Origin of the sequence: Elusimicrobium sp. An273 (assembly GCF_002159705.1) — a bacterium.
Classification (GTDB): Bacteria; Elusimicrobiota; Elusimicrobia; order Elusimicrobiales; family Elusimicrobiaceae; genus Avelusimicrobium; species Avelusimicrobium gallicola.
Map to the genome: position 1 here is coordinate 54199 of NZ_NFJD01000001.1, position 18746 is coordinate 72944.

The 18746-nt window shown below is 53.6% G+C and carries 15 protein-coding genes and 1 pseudogene; 15 read left to right on the forward strand and 1 reads right to left on the reverse strand.

What is annotated here, in order from left to right:
- The first annotated feature begins 45 nt into the window (after positions 1-45).
- From rpsP to B5F75_RS00315, 9 genes and pseudogenes are all read left to right on the forward strand, one after another.
- Positions 46-294 (forward strand): 30S ribosomal protein S16, encoded by a 249-nt coding sequence (gene rpsP, locus B5F75_RS00275; RefSeq protein ID WP_087286205.1) that lies wholly within the window; start codon positions 46-48, stop codon positions 292-294.
- A gap of 15 nt (positions 295-309) precedes the next feature.
- Positions 310-540: a KH domain-containing protein gene (locus tag B5F75_RS00280; protein ID WP_087286208.1), complete on the forward strand. Its 231-nt coding sequence runs from the start codon at positions 310-312 to the stop codon at positions 538-540.
- Positions 540-1256 (forward strand): tRNA (guanosine(37)-N1)-methyltransferase TrmD, encoded by a 717-nt coding sequence (trmD, locus tag B5F75_RS00285; protein WP_087286211.1) that lies wholly within the window; start codon positions 540-542, stop codon positions 1254-1256. Before B5F75_RS00280 ends, trmD begins: the two co-directional genes overlap by 1 nt.
- Positions 1257-1261: 5 nt before the next feature.
- Positions 1262-1597, forward strand: a pseudogene (gene rplS, locus B5F75_RS00290) (50S ribosomal protein L19); the annotation flags it as partial.
- A gap of 278 nt (positions 1598-1875) precedes the next feature.
- Complete coding sequence (locus B5F75_RS00295) at positions 1876-3138, forward strand: hypothetical protein (protein ID WP_087286219.1); 1263 nt, start codon at positions 1876-1878, stop codon at positions 3136-3138.
- 38 nt (positions 3139-3176) lie between these two features.
- Complete coding sequence (locus B5F75_RS00300) at positions 3177-3815, forward strand: ribonuclease HII (RefSeq protein WP_087286224.1); 639 nt, start codon at positions 3177-3179, stop codon at positions 3813-3815.
- Positions 3812-4171, forward strand: a complete 360-nt coding sequence (locus tag B5F75_RS00305) for a YraN family protein (protein ID WP_087286226.1) — start codon at positions 3812-3814, stop codon at positions 4169-4171. Before B5F75_RS00300 ends, B5F75_RS00305 begins: the two co-directional genes overlap by 4 nt.
- Positions 4172-4191: 20 nt before the next feature.
- Positions 4192-5013, forward strand: a complete 822-nt coding sequence (locus tag B5F75_RS00310; RefSeq protein ID WP_087286229.1) for a purine-nucleoside phosphorylase — start codon at positions 4192-4194, stop codon at positions 5011-5013.
- 51 nt (positions 5014-5064) lie between these two features.
- On the forward strand, positions 5065-6513 hold the full coding sequence (locus tag B5F75_RS00315; protein ID WP_087286232.1) for a lipopolysaccharide biosynthesis protein: 1449 nt from the start codon (positions 5065-5067) through the stop codon (positions 6511-6513).
- A 55-nt stretch (positions 6514-6568) separates the two neighbouring features.
- Here the strand turns inward: B5F75_RS00315 and B5F75_RS00320 are convergent, their stop codons facing one another.
- Entirely contained in the window at positions 6569-7198 is a 630-nt protein-coding gene (locus B5F75_RS00320; RefSeq protein WP_087286234.1) for a hypothetical protein, read from the reverse strand.
- Between the two features lie 34 nt (positions 7199-7232).
- Between B5F75_RS00320 and B5F75_RS00325 the strand changes: the two genes are divergently transcribed.
- The 6 genes from B5F75_RS00325 to B5F75_RS00350 all read left to right on the forward strand — a co-directional run bounded on the left by B5F75_RS00325 (position 7233) and on the right by B5F75_RS00350 (position 18745).
- Positions 7233-8255: an MraY family glycosyltransferase gene (locus B5F75_RS00325; protein ID WP_087286236.1), complete on the forward strand. Its 1023-nt coding sequence runs from the start codon at positions 7233-7235 to the stop codon at positions 8253-8255.
- 249 nt (positions 8256-8504) lie between these two features.
- Positions 8505-9635 (forward strand): nicotinate-nucleotide adenylyltransferase, encoded by a 1131-nt coding sequence (locus B5F75_RS00330; RefSeq protein ID WP_087286239.1) that lies wholly within the window; start codon positions 8505-8507, stop codon positions 9633-9635.
- Positions 9605-10480: a LytR C-terminal domain-containing protein gene (locus tag B5F75_RS00335; protein ID WP_087287546.1), complete on the forward strand. Its 876-nt coding sequence runs from the start codon at positions 9605-9607 to the stop codon at positions 10478-10480. Before B5F75_RS00330 ends, B5F75_RS00335 begins: the two co-directional genes overlap by 31 nt.
- Positions 10481-10530: 50 nt before the next feature.
- Entirely contained in the window at positions 10531-11103 is a 573-nt protein-coding gene (gene rsfS / locus B5F75_RS07435) for a ribosome silencing factor (RefSeq protein WP_087286243.1), read from the forward strand.
- 6 nt (positions 11104-11109) lie between these two features.
- The gene (gene argS / locus B5F75_RS00345) at positions 11110-12702 is read left to right on the forward strand and encodes an arginine--tRNA ligase (protein WP_087286247.1); all 1593 of its coding nucleotides are present in this window, start codon (positions 11110-11112) and stop codon (positions 12700-12702) included.
- Between the two features lie 100 nt (positions 12703-12802).
- Positions 12803-18745 (forward strand): alpha-2-macroglobulin family protein, encoded by a 5943-nt coding sequence (locus B5F75_RS00350; protein ID WP_087286249.1) that lies wholly within the window; start codon positions 12803-12805, stop codon positions 18743-18745.
- The last annotated feature ends 1 nt before the right edge of the window (position 18746 follow it).

An 18746-nucleotide genomic window follows, 5' to 3' on the forward strand; every position in this document is an offset into this window, starting at 1 on the left:
TCAGTCTTTTACCGGTAAGGGTAAAAGCATACAAGGAGAGTCATAATGGCAGTAGTTATCAGATTACAAAGAGTGGGCAAAAAATCCCAGCCCCAATACAGAGTGGTAGCGATTGAAAAATCCGCCGCGGTGGGCAAGGAAGCCAAAGAAGTGTTGGGCCAGTATCACCCCTGCAACCCGAATGTGGCCGAACAAGTAAAATTGAATATGCCCAGAGTGGAATATTGGATGAAAGTAGGCGCCAAGCCTTCTGAAACCGTCGCCAGCTTGATCAAAAAAGCCAGCGCCAAATAAGTCTGCGGGGCGTTTATGAAAGAACTTGCCACGCTGCTTTTAAAATCGCTTTCCTCCGCTCCCGAAAATGTGGTAGTGGAAGAAAGAGTAGAGCAGAATAAAGTTTATCTGTCCACCAAGGTGGACGCCGCCGACAAAGGTAAAGTGATTGGGAAAGACGGCTGTATTATTAAGGCAGTACGCACGGTGTTAAGTGCCGCGGCCGCCAAACAGGACAAAAAAGTTACCTTAAAGTTGGAAGATTAATGAAAATAGACGTTATCACCGCTTTTGAAGAAATGATAGACCATACGCTCTCCCACAGCATTGTGGGGCGGGCGCGAAAAGCGGGGATAATCAAATTGGGAACGCTCAGCCCTCGCGAATTTGCCGAGGACAAGCATAAAACCATTGATGACCGTCCCTACGGCGGCGGCCCGGGAATGCTGATGAAAGCCGAACCGCTTTACCAGGCTATTTCCAAGCTGCGCAAGAAAGGATCGTACGTCATATTAACCAGCCCGCGCGGCCAAGTGTTTAACCAGGAACTGGCTAAAAAACTGGCCAAAAAGCGCCACCTGATTTTTGTGTGCGGGCATTACGAAGGGATAGACGCAAGGATTTATCCCGAGGTGGATTTGGAAGTATCGTTGGGCGATTTTATTCTTACCGGCGGCGAACTTGCGGCCTGCGTAATGATAGACGCCATTACCCGTTTGCGTCCGGGCACTTTCAAGAAAGAAGGCGTAACGTCTTCGGAGTCGTTTGAAGGGCATTTGCTGGAAGCTCCGCAATATACGCGGCCGGAAGTATGGCGCGGGCGGAAAGTGCCGGCGGTGCTTTTGAACGGAAACCATAAAGAAATAGAAGCGTGGAAACACGAACAAGCTTTAGCATTAACCAAACAGTTAAGACCCGATTTGCTTGAAAACGCCTCTCAAAAGTCAAAAAAGGTCCAAAAGAAAAAGATTCGGAGGAAGTAAGTTTTATGAATATCAACGAAATTAAACACAATCTCAAAACCAATATTCCGGTTTTCAAAGCCGGCGACACCGTCAGAGTCAAAGTCAAAGTAGTCGAAGGCGACAACGAAAGACTCCAAGCTTTTGACGGCGTAGTCATCGCCCGCAGAGGAAGCGGAATCAGCGAAACGTTCACCGTACGCAAAATTTCGTTTGGCGTAGGGGTGGAACGCATTTTCCCGATTCACTCCCCCCGCGTGGACAGCATTGAAGTACTCAAAGTCGGCAAGGTCAGAAGAGCCAAGCTTAACTACTTGACCAAACTCTCCGGTAAAGCCGCCCGCTTGCAGGAACTGAAAAAAGTGGTTCCTTCCACGGGTGAAGCCGAAGCTCCGGCCGCCGAACCTGCCAAAGAAGAGGCGAAATAGTTATCCTAACGGAATAACAAACTCCGAACAATACCCCCGCGGTTACTAGTCCCGCGGGGGTTTTTATGCTTATTAAGCGCCGCTAAACGTTCACAAAGCTTGTACAAAAATACAGTTCCAAAGAGTTTTAGGGGCGGACACTTCCCAAGGCCTAGGGGCGCCTAGGCCTTTTGGCCCTTTTCCCGAAACGCTTTCTAAGTTAAGATATGAATATGAAAACACTTTCCTTAGTCAGGCTCACTTCGTTTTTCTTGGCGCTGTTATTAACGGCGCAGCCGGCGGTATACGCCCAAAAGCTTTCCCGCAAAGCCTTGCGCGCCTTACGGGCACAGGAAGCGGCGGAAATCAAAAAAATTGCCAATTCGTCCTCCAATGCCGCCTTGCGCGCATTGCAAAACGATTTATTTGCCGAAACCTATGCCGCCGCCAGCCGGTTTTCCAAAAATGTTTCCAATCCCCGCTCCAAAAAATCACGCCAACGCTTTTTTGACGAGTACACTGCCAAAATTACAGAAGAGCAAATCAGCCAATTTGTCCGTTTGGAGCCTCCCGCCAATTACAAAAAGCGCAAATCTTCCAAAAATCTGCCCTTTGACCCTTATCCGCAAATTGCGGAAATGGTACAGGAAGAGAAAAATCCCCTGCGGGCCCTCAACACCGTTCATAAAATGGAAGACAAATTTCCGGGGCACTCTTTCTTCTCGCTGTTTGCTTTTGCCTATTACCGGCAATACTTTTCGGTCGTTACGCCGCACTTAAAGGAATTATTCAAGCGCGTAGAACGCCTGCATGACAGAGGATTAGAAACCCGTTTTGCCAAACGAATGCGCTTTTTGGCGGAAAACCGCGATGCTTTCCGCCGCGTCTTTGCCCCGAATATCCCCAAACAGGGCATGCGCATCCGCTATACGAAAGACATTTCCAAATTAACGCCAGACAGCTTTAACGCCGCCAACTTGGTGTTTTCGTTTGAGCGCAAAATGAACCCCGGGCAAGATAACGCCGCCATCCGGCATATCAGCGCCAAAACGATTTTCCCCGTCGGGAAAAACAAAGTGTTCCCGGTATATTACTACAACGGCCCTTTTGAATACTTGCCTCTTTTATACCGCTACCTGTTAAACGGCAATCATCCCAAAAAGGAAATTACCGTCATTTTAGACCGGGAAGCGAAATCCATGGCCATTTACAATGAAGACAAAACCCTGTGGCTGCGCATTACGCCGCACGAGTATTCTTTCCCGGATCGGCTGCACCTGCACTTAAACGAAATTCGTACGGCCGAAATTGAAACGATACTGGGCATTACGCAAGAGGAAACGGTAAATTTCAATTTATCCATTCCGCTTTCCACGCCGTCCAATTTGCCGACGACGAACCGAGACGAGTTTTTATATAATGAAATGATTCTTAAACCCGTCAATCATTTAAAGAGCAGCCAGCACGTAACCGTCATTGAACGCACTATTTTTTAGTGCACAGCCGTACGGACAATTATTGATATAATACATATATGCCGACGACACTTCAGGATTTTGATAAAAAACAAGCCATTCGTTTGGAAGCCAATTTTATTGTAGGAATTGACGAAGCGGGCCGCGGCCCGCTGGCGGGCCCGGTGGTAGCGTGCGCCTGCTTTATTCCGCCGGCGATGGCTTCTAATTTTACGGAAGTAAACGACAGTAAAAAACTCTCCGAAAAAAAGCGCGAAATGCTGTTTCAAAAATTAGTCGGTTCCGTACCCTATGGCATTGGTTTTGCCTCCGCGGCGGAAATAGACCGGCTGAACATTCTGCAGGCCACGTTTCTGGCCATGCGCCGCGCCGCTTATAAATTTTCCAACTTGCCCGATTCGGTGGCGTTGATAGACGGCCCCTACCCCGCCGCCGGCCTTACCATGCGCCAAACGCCCGTGGTGGACGGAGACGCCAAATCGCTCGCGATAGCCGCCGCCAGCATTATTGCCAAAGTTACCCGGGATCATTATATGAATATCTTGGACAGGCTCTACCCCGGCTACGGGTTTGCCGGCCACAAAGGCTACGGAACCGCCAAGCACATGCAGGCCCTGCGCGCGCTGGGCCCTTGCCGGGAGCACCGCCGCAGCTTTGCCCCGGTCGGCAAATTACTCAACCCCTCTTTTTTGCCATGAACACCACCTGGAAAGGAAAAGCCGGCGAAGACAGAGCGGCCCGCTTTTTAGAGCAGGCCGGCTGGCGCATTTTGGAGCGAAATTTTTCCGCCCGCGGCGGCGAAATAGATTTAATTGCGGCCGACGGCAAAACGCTTGTTTTTGCCGAAGTAAAAACCCGCTCTTACCAAGCGTTTGGCGGCCCGCTGGCGGCCGTTACTCCCGCCAAGCAAAAGCGCATTGCGCAAACGGCCCTGCACTACCTGCAGGAAAGAGGGTTAAAATTTGATAGTATAAGATTTGATGTGCTGTGCGTTCTGCCGGATCGGATTGAACACATTCCCAATGCCTTCTTTCCGCCCCGCACGACGTTATAAAATTCTCTACGGAGGAACGTATGACCCAACTGGCGCAAGTAAAAAAAGCAGCCGCTTTTTTAAACAAAAAAACAAAAAATTTTAAACCGGAAATCGCCTTAATTACGGGTTCCGGCTTGGCGGGTTCCATCCCCCCCTTGGAAAAAGAAATTAAAATTCCGTATTCGTCCATTCCCGGTTTTTTGCAAAGCACCGTGCCGGGGCACAGCGGCAATTTGATTTTCGGCGTCTACAAAGGGCGCAAGCTGGTGGTCATGCAGGGGCGCTTTCACTATTACGAAGGACACCCGATGAAAGATTTGGCCATTTCCATCCGCACGCTAAAACTGTTGGGCGTGGAAAAATTGCTCGTCTCGGCGGCGGTGGGATCTATGGATTTAAAGCTCAAACCCGGCTCGCTGTGCGTTCTGAAAGACCATATTAACTTTATGTGCAACAACCCGCTCATTGGCAACCACGACCCGGCGTTTGGGCCGATGTTCTTTGATTTGTCCGAAGCGTACGACAAAGCCATGCGCAAAACCGCACTCGCGGCCGCCAAAAAAGTGGGCGTTACCGCGGGGGAAGGCGTGTATTTGGCGGCCACCGGGCCCAACTTTGAAACGCCGGCCGAAATCCAGATGTTTAAAAAATGGGGCGCGACTGTGGTGGGAATGTCCGTCGTGCCGGAAGTATTGGTGGCGCGGCAGTGCGGCATCAGCGTGTTGGGGCTTGCGTGGGTAAGCAATATGGGCTGCGGCATTGAAAAGAAGCCCCTTTCCCATGCGCAAACCATCAGCGAAACTAAAAAGATTGAAGGAAAGTTTAAAAAATTGTTGGAAATTCTGTTTGTAAAGTTATAAAAACGCTCCGCGCGGCCGTTTCTTTGCGAACGGCCGCGCGCTCTTTTGATTATGGCAAACCTCAAACGACTGGGCAAAGAAACGTTAATTTACGGCACGTCTACGGTGTTGGCGCGGCTTCTTAATTTTTGTCTGGTTCCTTTTTACACCTATTATTTGCTGCCCGGCGAGTACGGCGTCATCGCCACGACGTTTGCCGTGGTGGCGCTGCTGAATGTGATTTTTTTGTTCGGCATGGATCAAAGCTACCTGCGCTTTGCCAGCGAACGGGAAAACAAGGCCGAAGTATTCCAGCATTGTTTTTACGGCGTACTGGCTAACGGGGCGGTGCTGTCGGTCTTATTGTGGGTATTTGCAAAACCGTTTGCGGGGCTGATTGGAATCGGCGCCCAGCATATGCACATTATCCATTTGGCGGTGTGGGTATTGTTTTTGGATGTGCTGAATATGATCCCGTTTACCAAACTGCGCCTGGAGCGGCGGCCGTGGTATTTTGCCGGCGTGCGGACGGTTTCCATTGTGGTAAACGTATTGGGGAACATTTTGTTTATCGCCTGGCTGCACAAAGGGATTGCCTCTATTTTATGGGCCAATATCTTTGGGTCGCTGGCGTCTCTTATTCTGCTGTCGCCCGTGGTATGGGGCGAGCTTACCAAAACCCCCTTTCGCATCAGCCGTGCGCTTTATCAAGATATGCTGCGCTTTGCCTGGCCGTTTGTACCGGCCGGGCTGGCCAGTTTGCTCATCAGCGTGATTGACAAGCCGATCTTGGTTCATTTGGCGGGGCTGGAACAAGTGGGCGTGTATCAGGCCAATTTTAAAATCGGCGTATTTATGATGCTCTTGGTATCCATGTTTGACCAAGCGTGGCGGCCGTTTTTCCTGGCGCATGCCAAAGAAGCCGACGCCAAAGAAACCTTTGCCAAAGTGCTTTCGGCCTTTTTTGCGCTGGGCAGCTGGTTTTTGCTCGGCCTTTCCCTGCTGATGCCTCCCATCATACAAAGTGACCTCTTTGGCAATTTCCACATCATCAGCCCCGCTTACTGGGGCGGGCTTTCGGTCATTCCGCTGGTGCTGACGGGGTATTTTTTCTACGGGCTGTACATTAATTTTATGGTAGGGCCGGTGCTGACCAAAAAAACACGCATCCTGATGTGGATTACGCTTTTGGGAGCGGCCGTCAGCATTACGACCAACCTGTCGCTGGTGCCGCATATCGGCATTACCGGAGCGGGCTGGGCGGTGGCTCTTAGCTATGCGGCCATGGCGGGGGCGCTGTTCTGCTTTACGCAAAAGGTCTACCCAGTTGCATACGAATACAAAAAATTGGGCGCTATGGCGCTGGTGTGTGTGGCCACGGCGGGCGTTTCCTATGCTTGCAGCGGCTGCAGCGGCTGGACGCCTTTGGGCGTGAAAATACTGCTTCTTACGCTATATCCTTTGTGGATGTTTCTTATTTTGCGCGGCCAGAAAGCGGCCGCTCCTTCGGTTTTGCTCTAATCAAAAACCCCCGGTTAACCCGGGGGTTTTTAAATCCTTTTCGCAAAATCGGCCGCTACCGCAAGCTGATCAGCGTCATATCCAGCGTTACATTTCCGTCCTTATACACCACTACATGCGGCACTTCTGTCGTTCCTTCCGCATCAAAAGGGGCATATTCTTCGTAAGCCAAATCTCCCGTGTTTAATGCTACCACGCTTTTGGCCGCGTAAGGATAGAATTCCCCTTTCCGGTAGAAAAACTGTTCTTTGGCCTCGCGCCCCTGATAGGTTACAATCACGTTCTCCCCTTTAAAGCGGCGGCTTTTAAACTGCCCTTCTTCCGCCAGAAGCAGGTTTAAAAATTGGGTAATGCGCCCCCGCACGAGGGGCGTATCGGCCTCTTTAAACAAATAGCGGTACGCCACGCCTTCGGGGCTGACGGTGGCGTGCAGCACGCGGTAGGCGGCCCCCGTCATGAGCACGACGTCATAATCCCGCTCGCCGATTTTTTTAATCCGAAGCACGCCTTCCATATAATCCTGATCCATCTGCCCCAGCACTTTAAAAGCGGCCTGTGTGCGGCCTTGGGTAAAAAAGTCCACCTTCCTATAATCCCGCACATCCGCCGGGATTTCTTTCACGCGCCCCCCCGCGCACGCCGCCAACAAAACGGCCAGGGAAAATGTTAAAATTCTTTTAAACATAGTCGTATCTCCTTATTATGATATTATAGATATTATGAAAACGTTTGTCCTTTACCTCCTTTGTATGCTGACCGCAGGCGTGATTACCGCCGCTTCCCTGCCGCTTTTGCGCCGGTTGAGCGCCGGCAAACTGCTTGATGCCCCGGGCGGGCTGAAACAACACCGCGGAAGCGTGCCCGTACTGGGCGGGAGCGGCATTTTGATAGGCACTTTGGCCAGCTTGGTGCTGATCCGCTTTTGCACGGCTTTTCCAAGCGGCACCCTGCACAACCTGCGCGGCATTTTTATAGGAGGCGCGTGCATTTTTGCACTGGGGCTGGTGGATGATTTTAAAAAGCCCAAAGGGGTATCCGTCGCCACCAAACTGCTGGTGCAGGCCTTGGCGGCGGGCGCGCTGATTTATTACGGGGTCAGCATTCATGCGTTTACCTCGCCCTGGATTTCCTGGCCGCTGACGTTTTTGTGGGTGGTGGGGCTGACCAATGCGTTTAACTTGCTTGATATTATGGACGGGCTGTGCGTCAGCCAGGCGGTCGTTTGCACGCTGGGGCTGGCGGTTATTGCGCTTCCGTCGGAATACGTTTACGTTAATTTTGCCGCGCTGGCTTTACTGGGGGCCTGCTTGGCTTTTTGGCCCTACAACCACGCCAAACGCAAAATTTTTCTGGGAGACAGCGGCTCCACCTTTTTGGGCTTTATGATTGCCGCCCTCTCCATCGGCACCGGCTACAGTGAACGCACCTCTTGGGGCTTTTTGGCGCCGCTGTTTATTCTGGCGGTTCCGCTGTTTGACACGGCCTTTGTCAGCCTGGCGCGCATCTTAAAACACAAAAATCCCCTCAAAGGAAGCAACGATCACATCGCCCTGCGGCTTAAGAAACTCCACTGGAAATCCCCCTTTATTTTGCTTACGTTTGCCGCGGCCGGGCTGTTTTTTAACATCATGGCCTTTACGCTGACGCACTGCTGTATTGAAATTGCGCTGGCTTTATTTGTGTTTTCGGCCCTGGCCTTGGGGCTGATTGCCGTATGGCTGCTGCATATTAAAACGGAATAGCGCGTTTGGCGCCCGCGCAAAGGGCCCCAAACAAGCGTTTTAAGCCGTTGGAAGGGCGTTTGCCAAAAAGGTATAATAGATATATACGACGAAGTGAAACAATCCTTCCGGTAAACTTTGCCCTATGTTTCTGTCCTACGCCAAGGGGTTTTAACCGATTAAAACTCCTTCCCTCCGACCAAAGGCCGGGCCCAAGCGCCTGCCTGCCGGAAGCTTGGCGTTGGCAAAAAACTTGTATAATGAGGTGTTATGAAAGTTCTCGTTTTTGGCGGCAGTTTTGACCCCGTTCACAAAGGGCACGTATCGCTTTTCCGCCGTGCGATGAAAACCATCGCGCCGGACGTGGCGCATATCGTGCCGGCCTATCATTCCCCTTTTAAAGCAAAATCTCCTACGCCCTTCCGCCTGCGCATGAAAATGCTCAAACAGGCCTTTGCGGGGTTTAGCGGCAATATCGTGTTTGACGATTACGAACTGAAACAAGGCGGCAAAACCTACACCTACCAGCTGGTGCAATACCTTAAAAAGCGTTATAAAAACCCGGAAATTTACTTGCTGGTCGGTACGGACTGCCTAAACGACCTGCACAACTGGAAAAACCCGCGCTATATTTTTGAAAACGCCACGGTGGTGGCCGGCAAACGGCGCGGATATGACGAAAACCCCGCCGCATTTAAACATATTTTTCTGCCGGGCTTTTTCCCCAAGCTTTCTTCCAGCCGCGTGCGCGCGCATATTTTGGCCTGCGGCGACGTGCCGGACACCATTCCGCCGCAAATTGCCCCCACCATCCGCGAAAACAAACTCTACGGTTTGACCGTGCACGACTGGCTCCGGGCGCACTTAAAAACCAACCGTTACCTCCACTCCAAAAACGTGGCGGAAATGGCCGCCGCGCTAAGCGATATCTACGACGTAAATGTGGAATCGGCCGTCAAAGCCGGCATTATGCACGACGCCGGAAAAGGCTTTTCCGGCCCGGAGCTCATCCGTTTTTGTAAGGAACATAAAATCAAGGTGCCGTTTTTTGAGGACATCTGCCGCTTGGAACCCAGCCTGCTGCACAGTTATGCCTCGGCTTGGATTGCCAAACACCTCTTTGGCGTGCACGATAAGGACATTCTAAACGCCATTACCGAGCACACCTTGGGCAGCCTGCACATGAGCACTCTTTCCAAAATTCTGTTTGTGGCGGATATTTCTTCCAAGGACCGCAAGTACAAAGACGCGTTCCTCATCCGCAACCTGGCCTTGCAGGATTTGGACGCCGCGCTTCTGTACGCCGCCAACCGCAAACTGCTTTTTACCATTGACTCGCAAAAATGGCTCTGCCCGGTGGGGATTGATTTATGGAACCATCTTATAAAACAAGAAAAATAATAGAGCGCTGTTTGCTTGTGCTGCTGGCGGGCGTGCTGGTATGGGCGGGTGCGGCCCAGTTTTCTTCGCCGCTGGCCCAAGCGCTCATCCGGCATGATGCGTCCGAAATTCAGCTTACGGTGCTGACCTCCCCGGCGATGAAATTTTCCTATAACCCCGCCACCCAAAAAGCGGTGGTGGCCGTCAGTTCCGAAAAACGCTCTTCCAAAAAACACGGTTCCTATACGCCGGAAAAAGGGGAACGCTTTTTTATTCCCCAAACCGAAAAAAGGGAAGACTTTTGGAATCATTTTAAGCATAATTTGTCTTCCTGGCGCTACAACCCGCTGCTGGCCGCCCGCACGGGCTGGGAATATCTTACCGCCTGGCACGACCGGCGCACCAATATCTCCCCGGCGGAATTTTTGCTGCTTGCTTTGGAACTGTCTAAACTGGACGCGGCGGACTTTGCCGTCCGCCTGCCGGCAGCGTCCAAATCCAAAAGAGTGCGCACCCCGGCGCCCCTGCCGGAAATAGAAGACATGGCCCCGCTGGCGGTGAAAGACAGACCCATCGTGGTGGAAATTTTTAATGCGTCCGGCAAGCGCGGCCTGGCCTTGGCGCTTACCCAATACCTGCGCGAGCAAAACGAAAAAGGCCTGCTGCGGGTGGACGTGCTGCAGTACGACAATTACCCTTCCTATCAGGAACAGTCGTTTATTGTGGACTACAGCGGCCGGCTGGTGCAGGTCAAACAGCTTAGCCTGGCAATCGGCATCAACAGTGAAATCAAGTCCGAAAATGCCGCCAACGCCATCTGCGATACCCGCATCGTGCTGGGGAAAGACTTTGAAATGCCGCTTTAAAATGCTAGACTAATTTTATTGTTATTATAACCGTTTTACAGAGGTGGTTTATGAACACGAAAGAACTCGTTTGCCTGGCGGCCCGCTTGGCCGACGGCAAAAAAGCCGAAAACATTAAAGTAATTGACCTGGGAGGACTCTCTTCCCTGTGCGATTATATTTTAATTGCCACTGCCACCTCTAAGCCGCATTTGGATGCGGTGGAAGAAGAAATCAGCAAAAAACTCAAAGAACTGGGCTACTATAAGCTCAACCGCGACGGGGGCGACAGCAACCTCTGGCGCGTGAGCGACTACGGCGGCTTCCTAGCGCATGTGATGACTCAGGAAGCGCGCGATTTCTACGCCTTGGACAAAATTTTCAGCTTTGGCAAAGAAATCAACTTTAACGAGCCCGTCAAAAAGGCGGCCAAGAAAAAACCGGCGGCCAAAAAAGCTGCCGCCAAAAAAACAACGGTCAAAAAAACGACTGCCAAAAAAACAACCGCAGCCAAAAAGACCGCTGCCTCCAAACCGGCAGTCAAAAAGACTGCCGCCAAAAAAACAACGGCTAAAAAAGCCGTTTCCAAAAAAACCGCTGCCAAAAAAACGACCGCAGCCAAAAAGACCGCCTCTAAAAAATAATTCAACATGCTAGAAAAACTGAAACAAGACATTACCTTAAAATTATCCAACGCGGACTACTTCAAAGGTTTTGAATTGCCGGAAGTAGAATTTTCCGCCGCGCCCGCCCATACCGGGGCGGACATTTCGCTCGTTTGGGCCATGGCAGCCGCCAAAAAGATGCACAAAAATCCATTGGAGATTGCCAAAGAGGCCTGCGTCGTCCTGCGCGAGATTACCGCCATTGCCGACGCTTCCGCCCTGCCGCCCGGGTTCATCAACCTGAAACTGGAAGACAAATTTATTATTGATACCGCTTCCGACCGCCGCATCAAAGACCGCGGGGCCGAAACTTCCAAACACAACATTTTAATTGAATTCGTTTCCGCCAACCCCACCGGCCCTCTGCACGTGGCCAGCGGGCGCGGCGCCAGCTTGGGGGACAGCTTGGTGAAAATCCACCGGGCGCTGGGCTATTCGTGCGACAGCGAATACTACGTCAACGACGCCGGCAACCAAGCGCAGCTGCTGGCGGAATCGGTCAAAGCCCGCAAAGAAGGCAAAGAGCCGCCGGAAAACGGCTACCACGGGTCGTACCTGATTGATTTAGTCAAGCGGATGCCCGCCGATTTGCAGGAAGAAGACTACGGCCGCTGGGCCATGGAAGAACTTATCAAAACCCAGCAGCAGGACATGAAGGACTTCCATGTGGATTTCACCCGCTGGTTCCGCGAGTCCGACCTGCACAAAGAACACGCCCCGCAAAAAGCCCTGCAAGCGCTTACCGAAAAGGGATATACCTACGAAAAAGACGGCGCGGTATGGTTCGGCTCCACGCAGGACGCCGAAGCGCAGGACGACAAAGACCGCGTGCTTGTGCGCACAGACGGGCGCCCCACCTATTTCTTGGCGGATATCGCCTATCACAAAAACAAATACGACCGCGGCTACGATACCCTGATTGATATTTTAGGGGCCGACCACCACGGCTATGTACCGCGCATGAAGGCGGCGGTGCACGCCTTGGGCAAAGAAGAAAGCTCCTTCGTGCCGATTATTCACCAGCTGGTGCACTTAACCGAACACGGCGAGCAGGTCAAAATGTCCAAGCGGGCCGGGCGGTTTATCACGCTGCGGGAACTGATGGACGAAGTGGGCACGGATGTCTGCCGGTTTTTCTTTGCCAGCCGCACCCCCAACGCCCATATGCTTTTTGATATGGACTTGGCCAAAAAGCGCACCAACGAAAACCCCGTTTTCTATGTACAATACGTACACGCGCGCATTCATTCCATTTTTAAGGCCGCCGCGGAAAAAGGATTTACGCAATACAACGGCGTACGCACGCCGCTGGCGCCGCAGGAACGCGCGCTGTTGTTGAAACTGGTTTGGTTTAAACAAGTGCTGCGCAACTGCGTGGCCGATTTGAGCCCCCACCATTTAACCACCTATCTCGTGGAACTGGCGGGGCTTTTCCATGCGTTCTACGACACGTGCCGCGTGCTGGACGAAGACAACCCGGAGCAGACGCATTCCCGTTTGTTTATTTGCCAGCGCGTAGCGGAACGCATCAAGAAAGGGCTGGAATTTATCGGCGTGAGCGCGCCGGAAGTTATGTAGCCCGGATTGCATTTTACAACTGCCTGTATAAAAATCTCTTTCCCCCTCTTGGGCGGACGGAGATTTTTATTCTGGGGCGTTTAAAAATAAGGGGAACTGTATGAAAAAAACCATTCGTTTAATTGGGGCCTTGTTGTTTTTTCCTTTGGCGCTAAGCGCCCAAAGCCTGCCCAAAGCCGAAGAAGCGTACGCCCAAGGGGATTTTTCCCGGGCGCTTACGCAGTATGAAGCCGTTTTAAAGACCGCCACCGGCGACGACCGCCTGCAGGCGCAGCTGCGCAAAGCGTCCTGCGAATATGGCCTGGGCGAATATATGACGGCGGCGCAAACCATGCTCTCCTACGACCTGCCCGCCGACGACCTGTGGAAAGCGCGCTTTTTGTTGTACCGCATCCAAATGGCCGAGCAAGTGGCGGCGGTGTACCCCTCTCTTATGAACGAACGGGAAATCGCGGCGCCAAACACTTCCCCTGAACAATGGACGCTGGCCCAATGGAACCAGCAAATAGACCGCGACTACCAAACGCTCTGGGCCCTGCGCGCGGCATTGATAAACGACCCGGTGGAACGGGAAACCCTTATTTTAGATATTCAAAAAACCGACACGCGGCGCATCCCCACCCTGTTTGATGTGGTGGTGCACAACTGGATCAGCCGCTTGCAAGGCCAAAACGCCCCCGTACCGCTCGCGCGGGAAGAAGCCTACTTTTTAGACGGCACCGCCCAGCCGCTGGCCTCCCGCCAGGAAACGGCCCAACAGCTGGCCTATCTGCTGGAAACGGCCTACTTGCTGGACGGCAAAAACCGCAAAGACGCCAAAACCTTCTGGCGTACGCAATACATTTTGCTCCCCTTTGACTCGCCCTCCCTCTTCCGCCTGACTCAGCCGGAAAAAGCGCTTCAAAAAGCGGTAGAACAACTGCAGTTAATCAGCGGCTACACGCCGCAAAAGATGGGCTTTTGGAACAAGCTCAAAAATTATGTTTCGCCGGAAGGCACCGCCTACGGCCGTTCGTACGCGGCGTACCGGGCGGCCCAGCTGCTAAACGTACACGACGACCCCGAAACGGCGCTTAAAATTTGTCAGTATGCCCAGGAGGAACTGGAAGGATCGTACTATACGTCGCTCTGCGAGCAGCTGGCGCAGCAAATTACCCAAAACGAATTGTCTTTTGACCGCCTGCCCCAAGCCTATTCGCACCGGCCGGAGATTTCTTTCTCCGTGCGCAACGCGCCGGCCGTTTATGTGCGCGTATACCCCACGTCGCGGGAAGAATTGCAGCGGCTTTACCACCAGGTTTATTTAAGCGACACCGTAAACTCCTGGAATTTCCTTTCCCAAATCAGTTCCAAAAACATTCCTCTCTTTTTAGACCGCGCCCCGCTCCACACGCTCTCCCAAGCGGTCTCGTATGAAAAACCGTACCGGTCTAAAAAAATCTCGCTAAAGCTGCCGGAGCTGGAAAACGGTTTTTATGTGGCGCTGGCCAGCTGGGACGAATCGTTTGACGAAGACAAGTCCCCCGTGCTCGCCACCGTGCTCAACGTAACGGACTTAGCCCTTTTTGTAACGGCCGCCATTGAAGACAACCCCGACAAATACACCGCCGAACTGACGGGTTCCGCCCATACGTACCGCCCGGATTTATTCCGGTTCTATACCGTCAATCTCAAAACGGGCCTGCCGGAAGGCAATGCGGATTTGGACATTATCACCGCTTGGAACGGCACGCGCCAGCGCGGATTTACAACCGAGGACGGCTCTTCCTCCGTGGCGCGCGAGATTGTGGTCTCCCCCAATAATGATAAGCGCAGTTCTCACTTTGTAAACGTATTGGCCCAAAAAGACGGCAGCCAAGCCTATACGGCCAATGCGGTGTACTTCCATTTTTACAACAAAGATCTCATCCGCCTGTTTGCCCAGACCGACCGCCCCATCTACCGCCCGGGGCAAAACGTGCAGCTGGCGGTAAACGCATTTGAAGTCTTGCCGCGGGGCCTTCGGGTGCTGCCGGGCCGCCGGGTGGAAATAGAAGTAACCAATGCCTCCGGCGAAAAAGTATTTTCGGCGGCGCCTTTGTTAAACGAAATGGGCACGGCTTCGGCCCAGTTTGTCCTGCCGGAAGAAACCATGCTGGGCTACTTCCAAATCCGCGCCTCGGTAACGGCGGGCGGCCGCTCGTTCCGCACGTACAACTCGTTCCGCGTGGAAGACTTTAAACGCCCCGATTATGAATTGACGCTGGGAGACCCGGCCAAAACCATGGAATACGGCAAGGCCGCTTCTATCGGCGGGCATGCCCAATACTATATGGGCGCCCCGCTGCAAAACGCCACCGTCCAATACACCGTTTCCCGCCAGCGCTACGTTCCGCCGTTTTATTGGTGGTATCCCCGCATTTTGCAGGCGGAAAACACCCTGCTTGCCGAAGGCAAAACGACAACGGACGAAAACGGCGATTTTACCGTGTCCTTCACGCCCGCGGCGCCGGAAGAAGAGGACGCTTCTTTTGCCAAATACGTCGTTACGGCTGAAGTATACGATGAAAGCGGCCGCGCCATTGACGCGTCCCGCACCTACACGCTAAGTGCAAAACCCAAATTGTTTAAAGTGGAATTTTCACAAGGGTTTTACGACGCCAAAAAAGAAATTTCTTCGTTGGCGACGATTGATTTGACCGACGCACAGGGAAAATCCGTCTCCGGCAAAGTGACCGTACAGGTGGCGCGCCTGCAAAATAAACTTCCCCAGCTGGAAGACGAAGTTTACGCCCACCGCACGCCGTCGCTGGAAGAATGGTATCAAAACGCCCCGGAAGAAAAAACGGTGTTTAGCAAAACGCTCAATTTCAAAACGCCCGGCCCGCAAAAGTTGGCGCTTGCGGCGCTGGAAGAAGGCGTTTACCGGCTGAAATTAAAATCCGATAAAGCCGACCCGCAGCAGATGATTTTTATCGTAGCGGCCGAACAGTCTGCCCTGGCCCTGCCGGACGTAACCCTCGTCCAGCACGCCGCCTACTACCCCGGCGAAACCGCCCGCGTGCTGTTGGGCGCCGGCGCGCTGGAAGGCTCTAAGCGCGTGGAAGTGTATTGGGGAGACACCTTCCTCAAACACAAGGACTTGCTGCCCGGCGGCGTATCGGTGTATTCCTTCCCGGTGGAACAGGAAGAACGCGGCGGCCTGGCGGTGGCGTGGTTTGGCGCCAGCAACTACACCTTCCACCAAGGTTCCGCCCAGCTGGAAATTCCGTTTGACAATAAAGAGCTCGGCGTTACGCTGGACGTTCCCGCTTCGGTGCGCCCCGGCGAAACGACGGCTTGGAAACTGACCGCCAAAGACATTACCGGCAGCCCCGTCAGCGGGCAGGCCAGCCTCACGGTGTACGACAAATCGCTGGACTATTACGCCAAGCAGGAAAATCCGTTTACGCTGGCTTCCCTGTTTTCCCAAAACACCAGCCTGGGCGACCGCTCGGCCAGCGCCTTGCGCGGTTCCTTTTCCCGCGCGTATAACGCGCCGGAACGCCCGTATTTGGTGCCGCCTACCCTGCCGCAGTTAAACCTGCGCCTGCCGGTGCGTTTCTTTAGAAATATGGCCGTCGCCGGCGGCGCCATGCTGACCGCCGCCCCGCAGCTGATGAAAACGGCCAGCAACGTACTGCTGCAGCAAGAATCGGCGGTAATGGATACGGCGGCCGCCGCCCCCGCAGAAAGCCGCTCGGCCTATGCCGAAGAAGAAGCCGCCTCCGACGATGCGGCGCAAACGGCCTTGCGCACGGATTTTTCCGAAACGGCTTATTTCAACCCGGCCCTGCCGCTTGTCAACGGGCAGGCATCCGTCCGCTTTACCATGCCCCAAAGCCTGACGGCGTGGAACATTTTGGGCTTTGTGCTTACCAAAAATGCCGATTTCGGCGCGTTTTCCGCCCAAACCGTTACCCGCAAAGACTTTATGGTGCGCCTGCAAATGCCGCGTTTTTACCGCGAAGGAGACAAAGGCGTCCTGCAGGCGGCGCTGACTAACCTGACGGATAAAAAGCTTACCGCGGAAGTGGACATTGCCCTCCGCGCCGACAATGCCCCCGCCAACGAGGCCTTCGGTTTATCCAAAACCAAAAAGAGCCTTGCCGTCGGCGCCAACAGCACGGAATTTGTAACGTGGGAAATTACCGCTCCTTCCCAGCCGGCGCTTTATCAAGCCACCGTTACGGCGCGCAGCGGCAAAAACAGCGACGGCGAACAAAAAACCCTGCCGGTCTACCCCGGCAAAGAACGCCTGCTGGCCACCGTCAACACCGCGCTTAAAAACGGGGAAAACACGCTGGAAATTACCGAGTTAAACGACGTGCCCGACGCCGAAGCGCAAACCGCCGTTCTGACGCTGAACCCCAGTTTGGCGCTGTCGGTGCTCAACTCCATGCCGAACTTGCTTTCCACCCGCTATAACGACTTGGTTTCCTCGCTCAACCGCTACGTACCGCTGGCGGTCGTCAATACATTCTACACGCAGTACCCCCAGCTCAAAGAAGCCGTGGCCAAACTGCCCAAACGCACCGGCGTGAACGCTTCGTGGAACGAGTCCGACCCGCTGCGCCTTACCCTGCTGCAGCAAACGCCTTGGCTGCGCCAAGCGCAGGGTGCGGCCGTCCACACGGCGGATATTATTGATTTATTTAATCCGCAAATCGTGGCCAAAACGAAAGCCAAAGAATGGGCGAGAATCGTCAAATTCCAAAACGCAAACGGATCCTTTGCGTGGTTCCCCGGCGGGCAGGAAGACGAATATTTAACCCTCTACGCCCTGCATATGTTTGCCCAAGCGCTTTCCTACGGGGCCGACATTCCGCAGGAGCAAGCCCAAAAGGCCTTTGCCTACATCGTCCCGCGTATTGAAAAACGCCTGCAGGACGACAAAACCGGCTCGGAAACGACCGTGGCCTTTGCGTTGTATGCGGCGTACACGCTTTCGTCTTTCCCGCCCAACTGGGCGCAAACGGCACAGGCCAAGCCGTATGTCAAACGCTGGGCGGACTACGCCGACCAGCTGGCCCGCTTTATGACGCCGCTGGGGCAAATTTATGCGGCCTCCGTCTACCACCGCTTGGGCGACGACGTAAAAGCCAACCGCTATCTGGACTTGGTGCTCTCGCGCATGAAACAAGACGAGCTGACGGGCGCCTATTTCGCGCCCGAGCCGCAAAGCTGGGTGTGGTACCGCGATACCCTTTCCACCCAAACGACCACCTTGCGCACGCTGTTGGAACTGCGCCCGGAATCGGATAAAATTGACCCGATGACCCAGTGGATTCTGTTCAACCGGCAAGTGAACGAATGGTCTGACCCCAAAGCCGCCGCACAGGCGATGTTTACCCTGCTTAAAGTCATGCAGCACAAAGGGGCCCTGTCGCTGCCGGTGGAATATACGGTGCAGTGGGGCGGAGAGAAGAAATCGTTCTCGTTTGAACCCTTTGACTGGACGGAAGACTTGCAGCTCGTGCGCCAAGGCGGCCAAATTACGCCGCAGGCGCTGCGGGCGCAAATTACCAAAAAAGGCGTGCTGACGGACTTTGCTTCCCTGTCGGTCATTTATCAGTCGGCCCAGGCCAAAGCCTCGCCCAAGGGCGTGCTCAACGTAACGCGCAAATACTACACCCGTTTTACTCAAGACGGCGTGCAGAAAATCCGCCCCGTGCAGGATTTGGGCGAAGTGCAGGTGGGCGACGAAGTGGAAGTGCACCTGACGCTTACTTCCGACAGCGCGTTTGAATACGTCCTGCTGACAGATCCCAAACCGGCCGGATTTGAAAGTGACGAGCTGACCAGCGGCTGGACGCACGAGCCGCTGTGGCTCTACCGCGAAAACCGCGACGCCGAAACCAATTTCTTTATCAATTGGCTGCCGGCGGGCACGGTTACCTTGCGCTATGTGCTGCGCCCCACGCTGGAAGGCCGTTTTCACGCGCTGCCGGCGCAAACCCAGTCCATGTACGCGCCGGAGTTCGGCGCGCATACGGCGGCGGAAGTACTAAGCGTAAGCAAGTAAA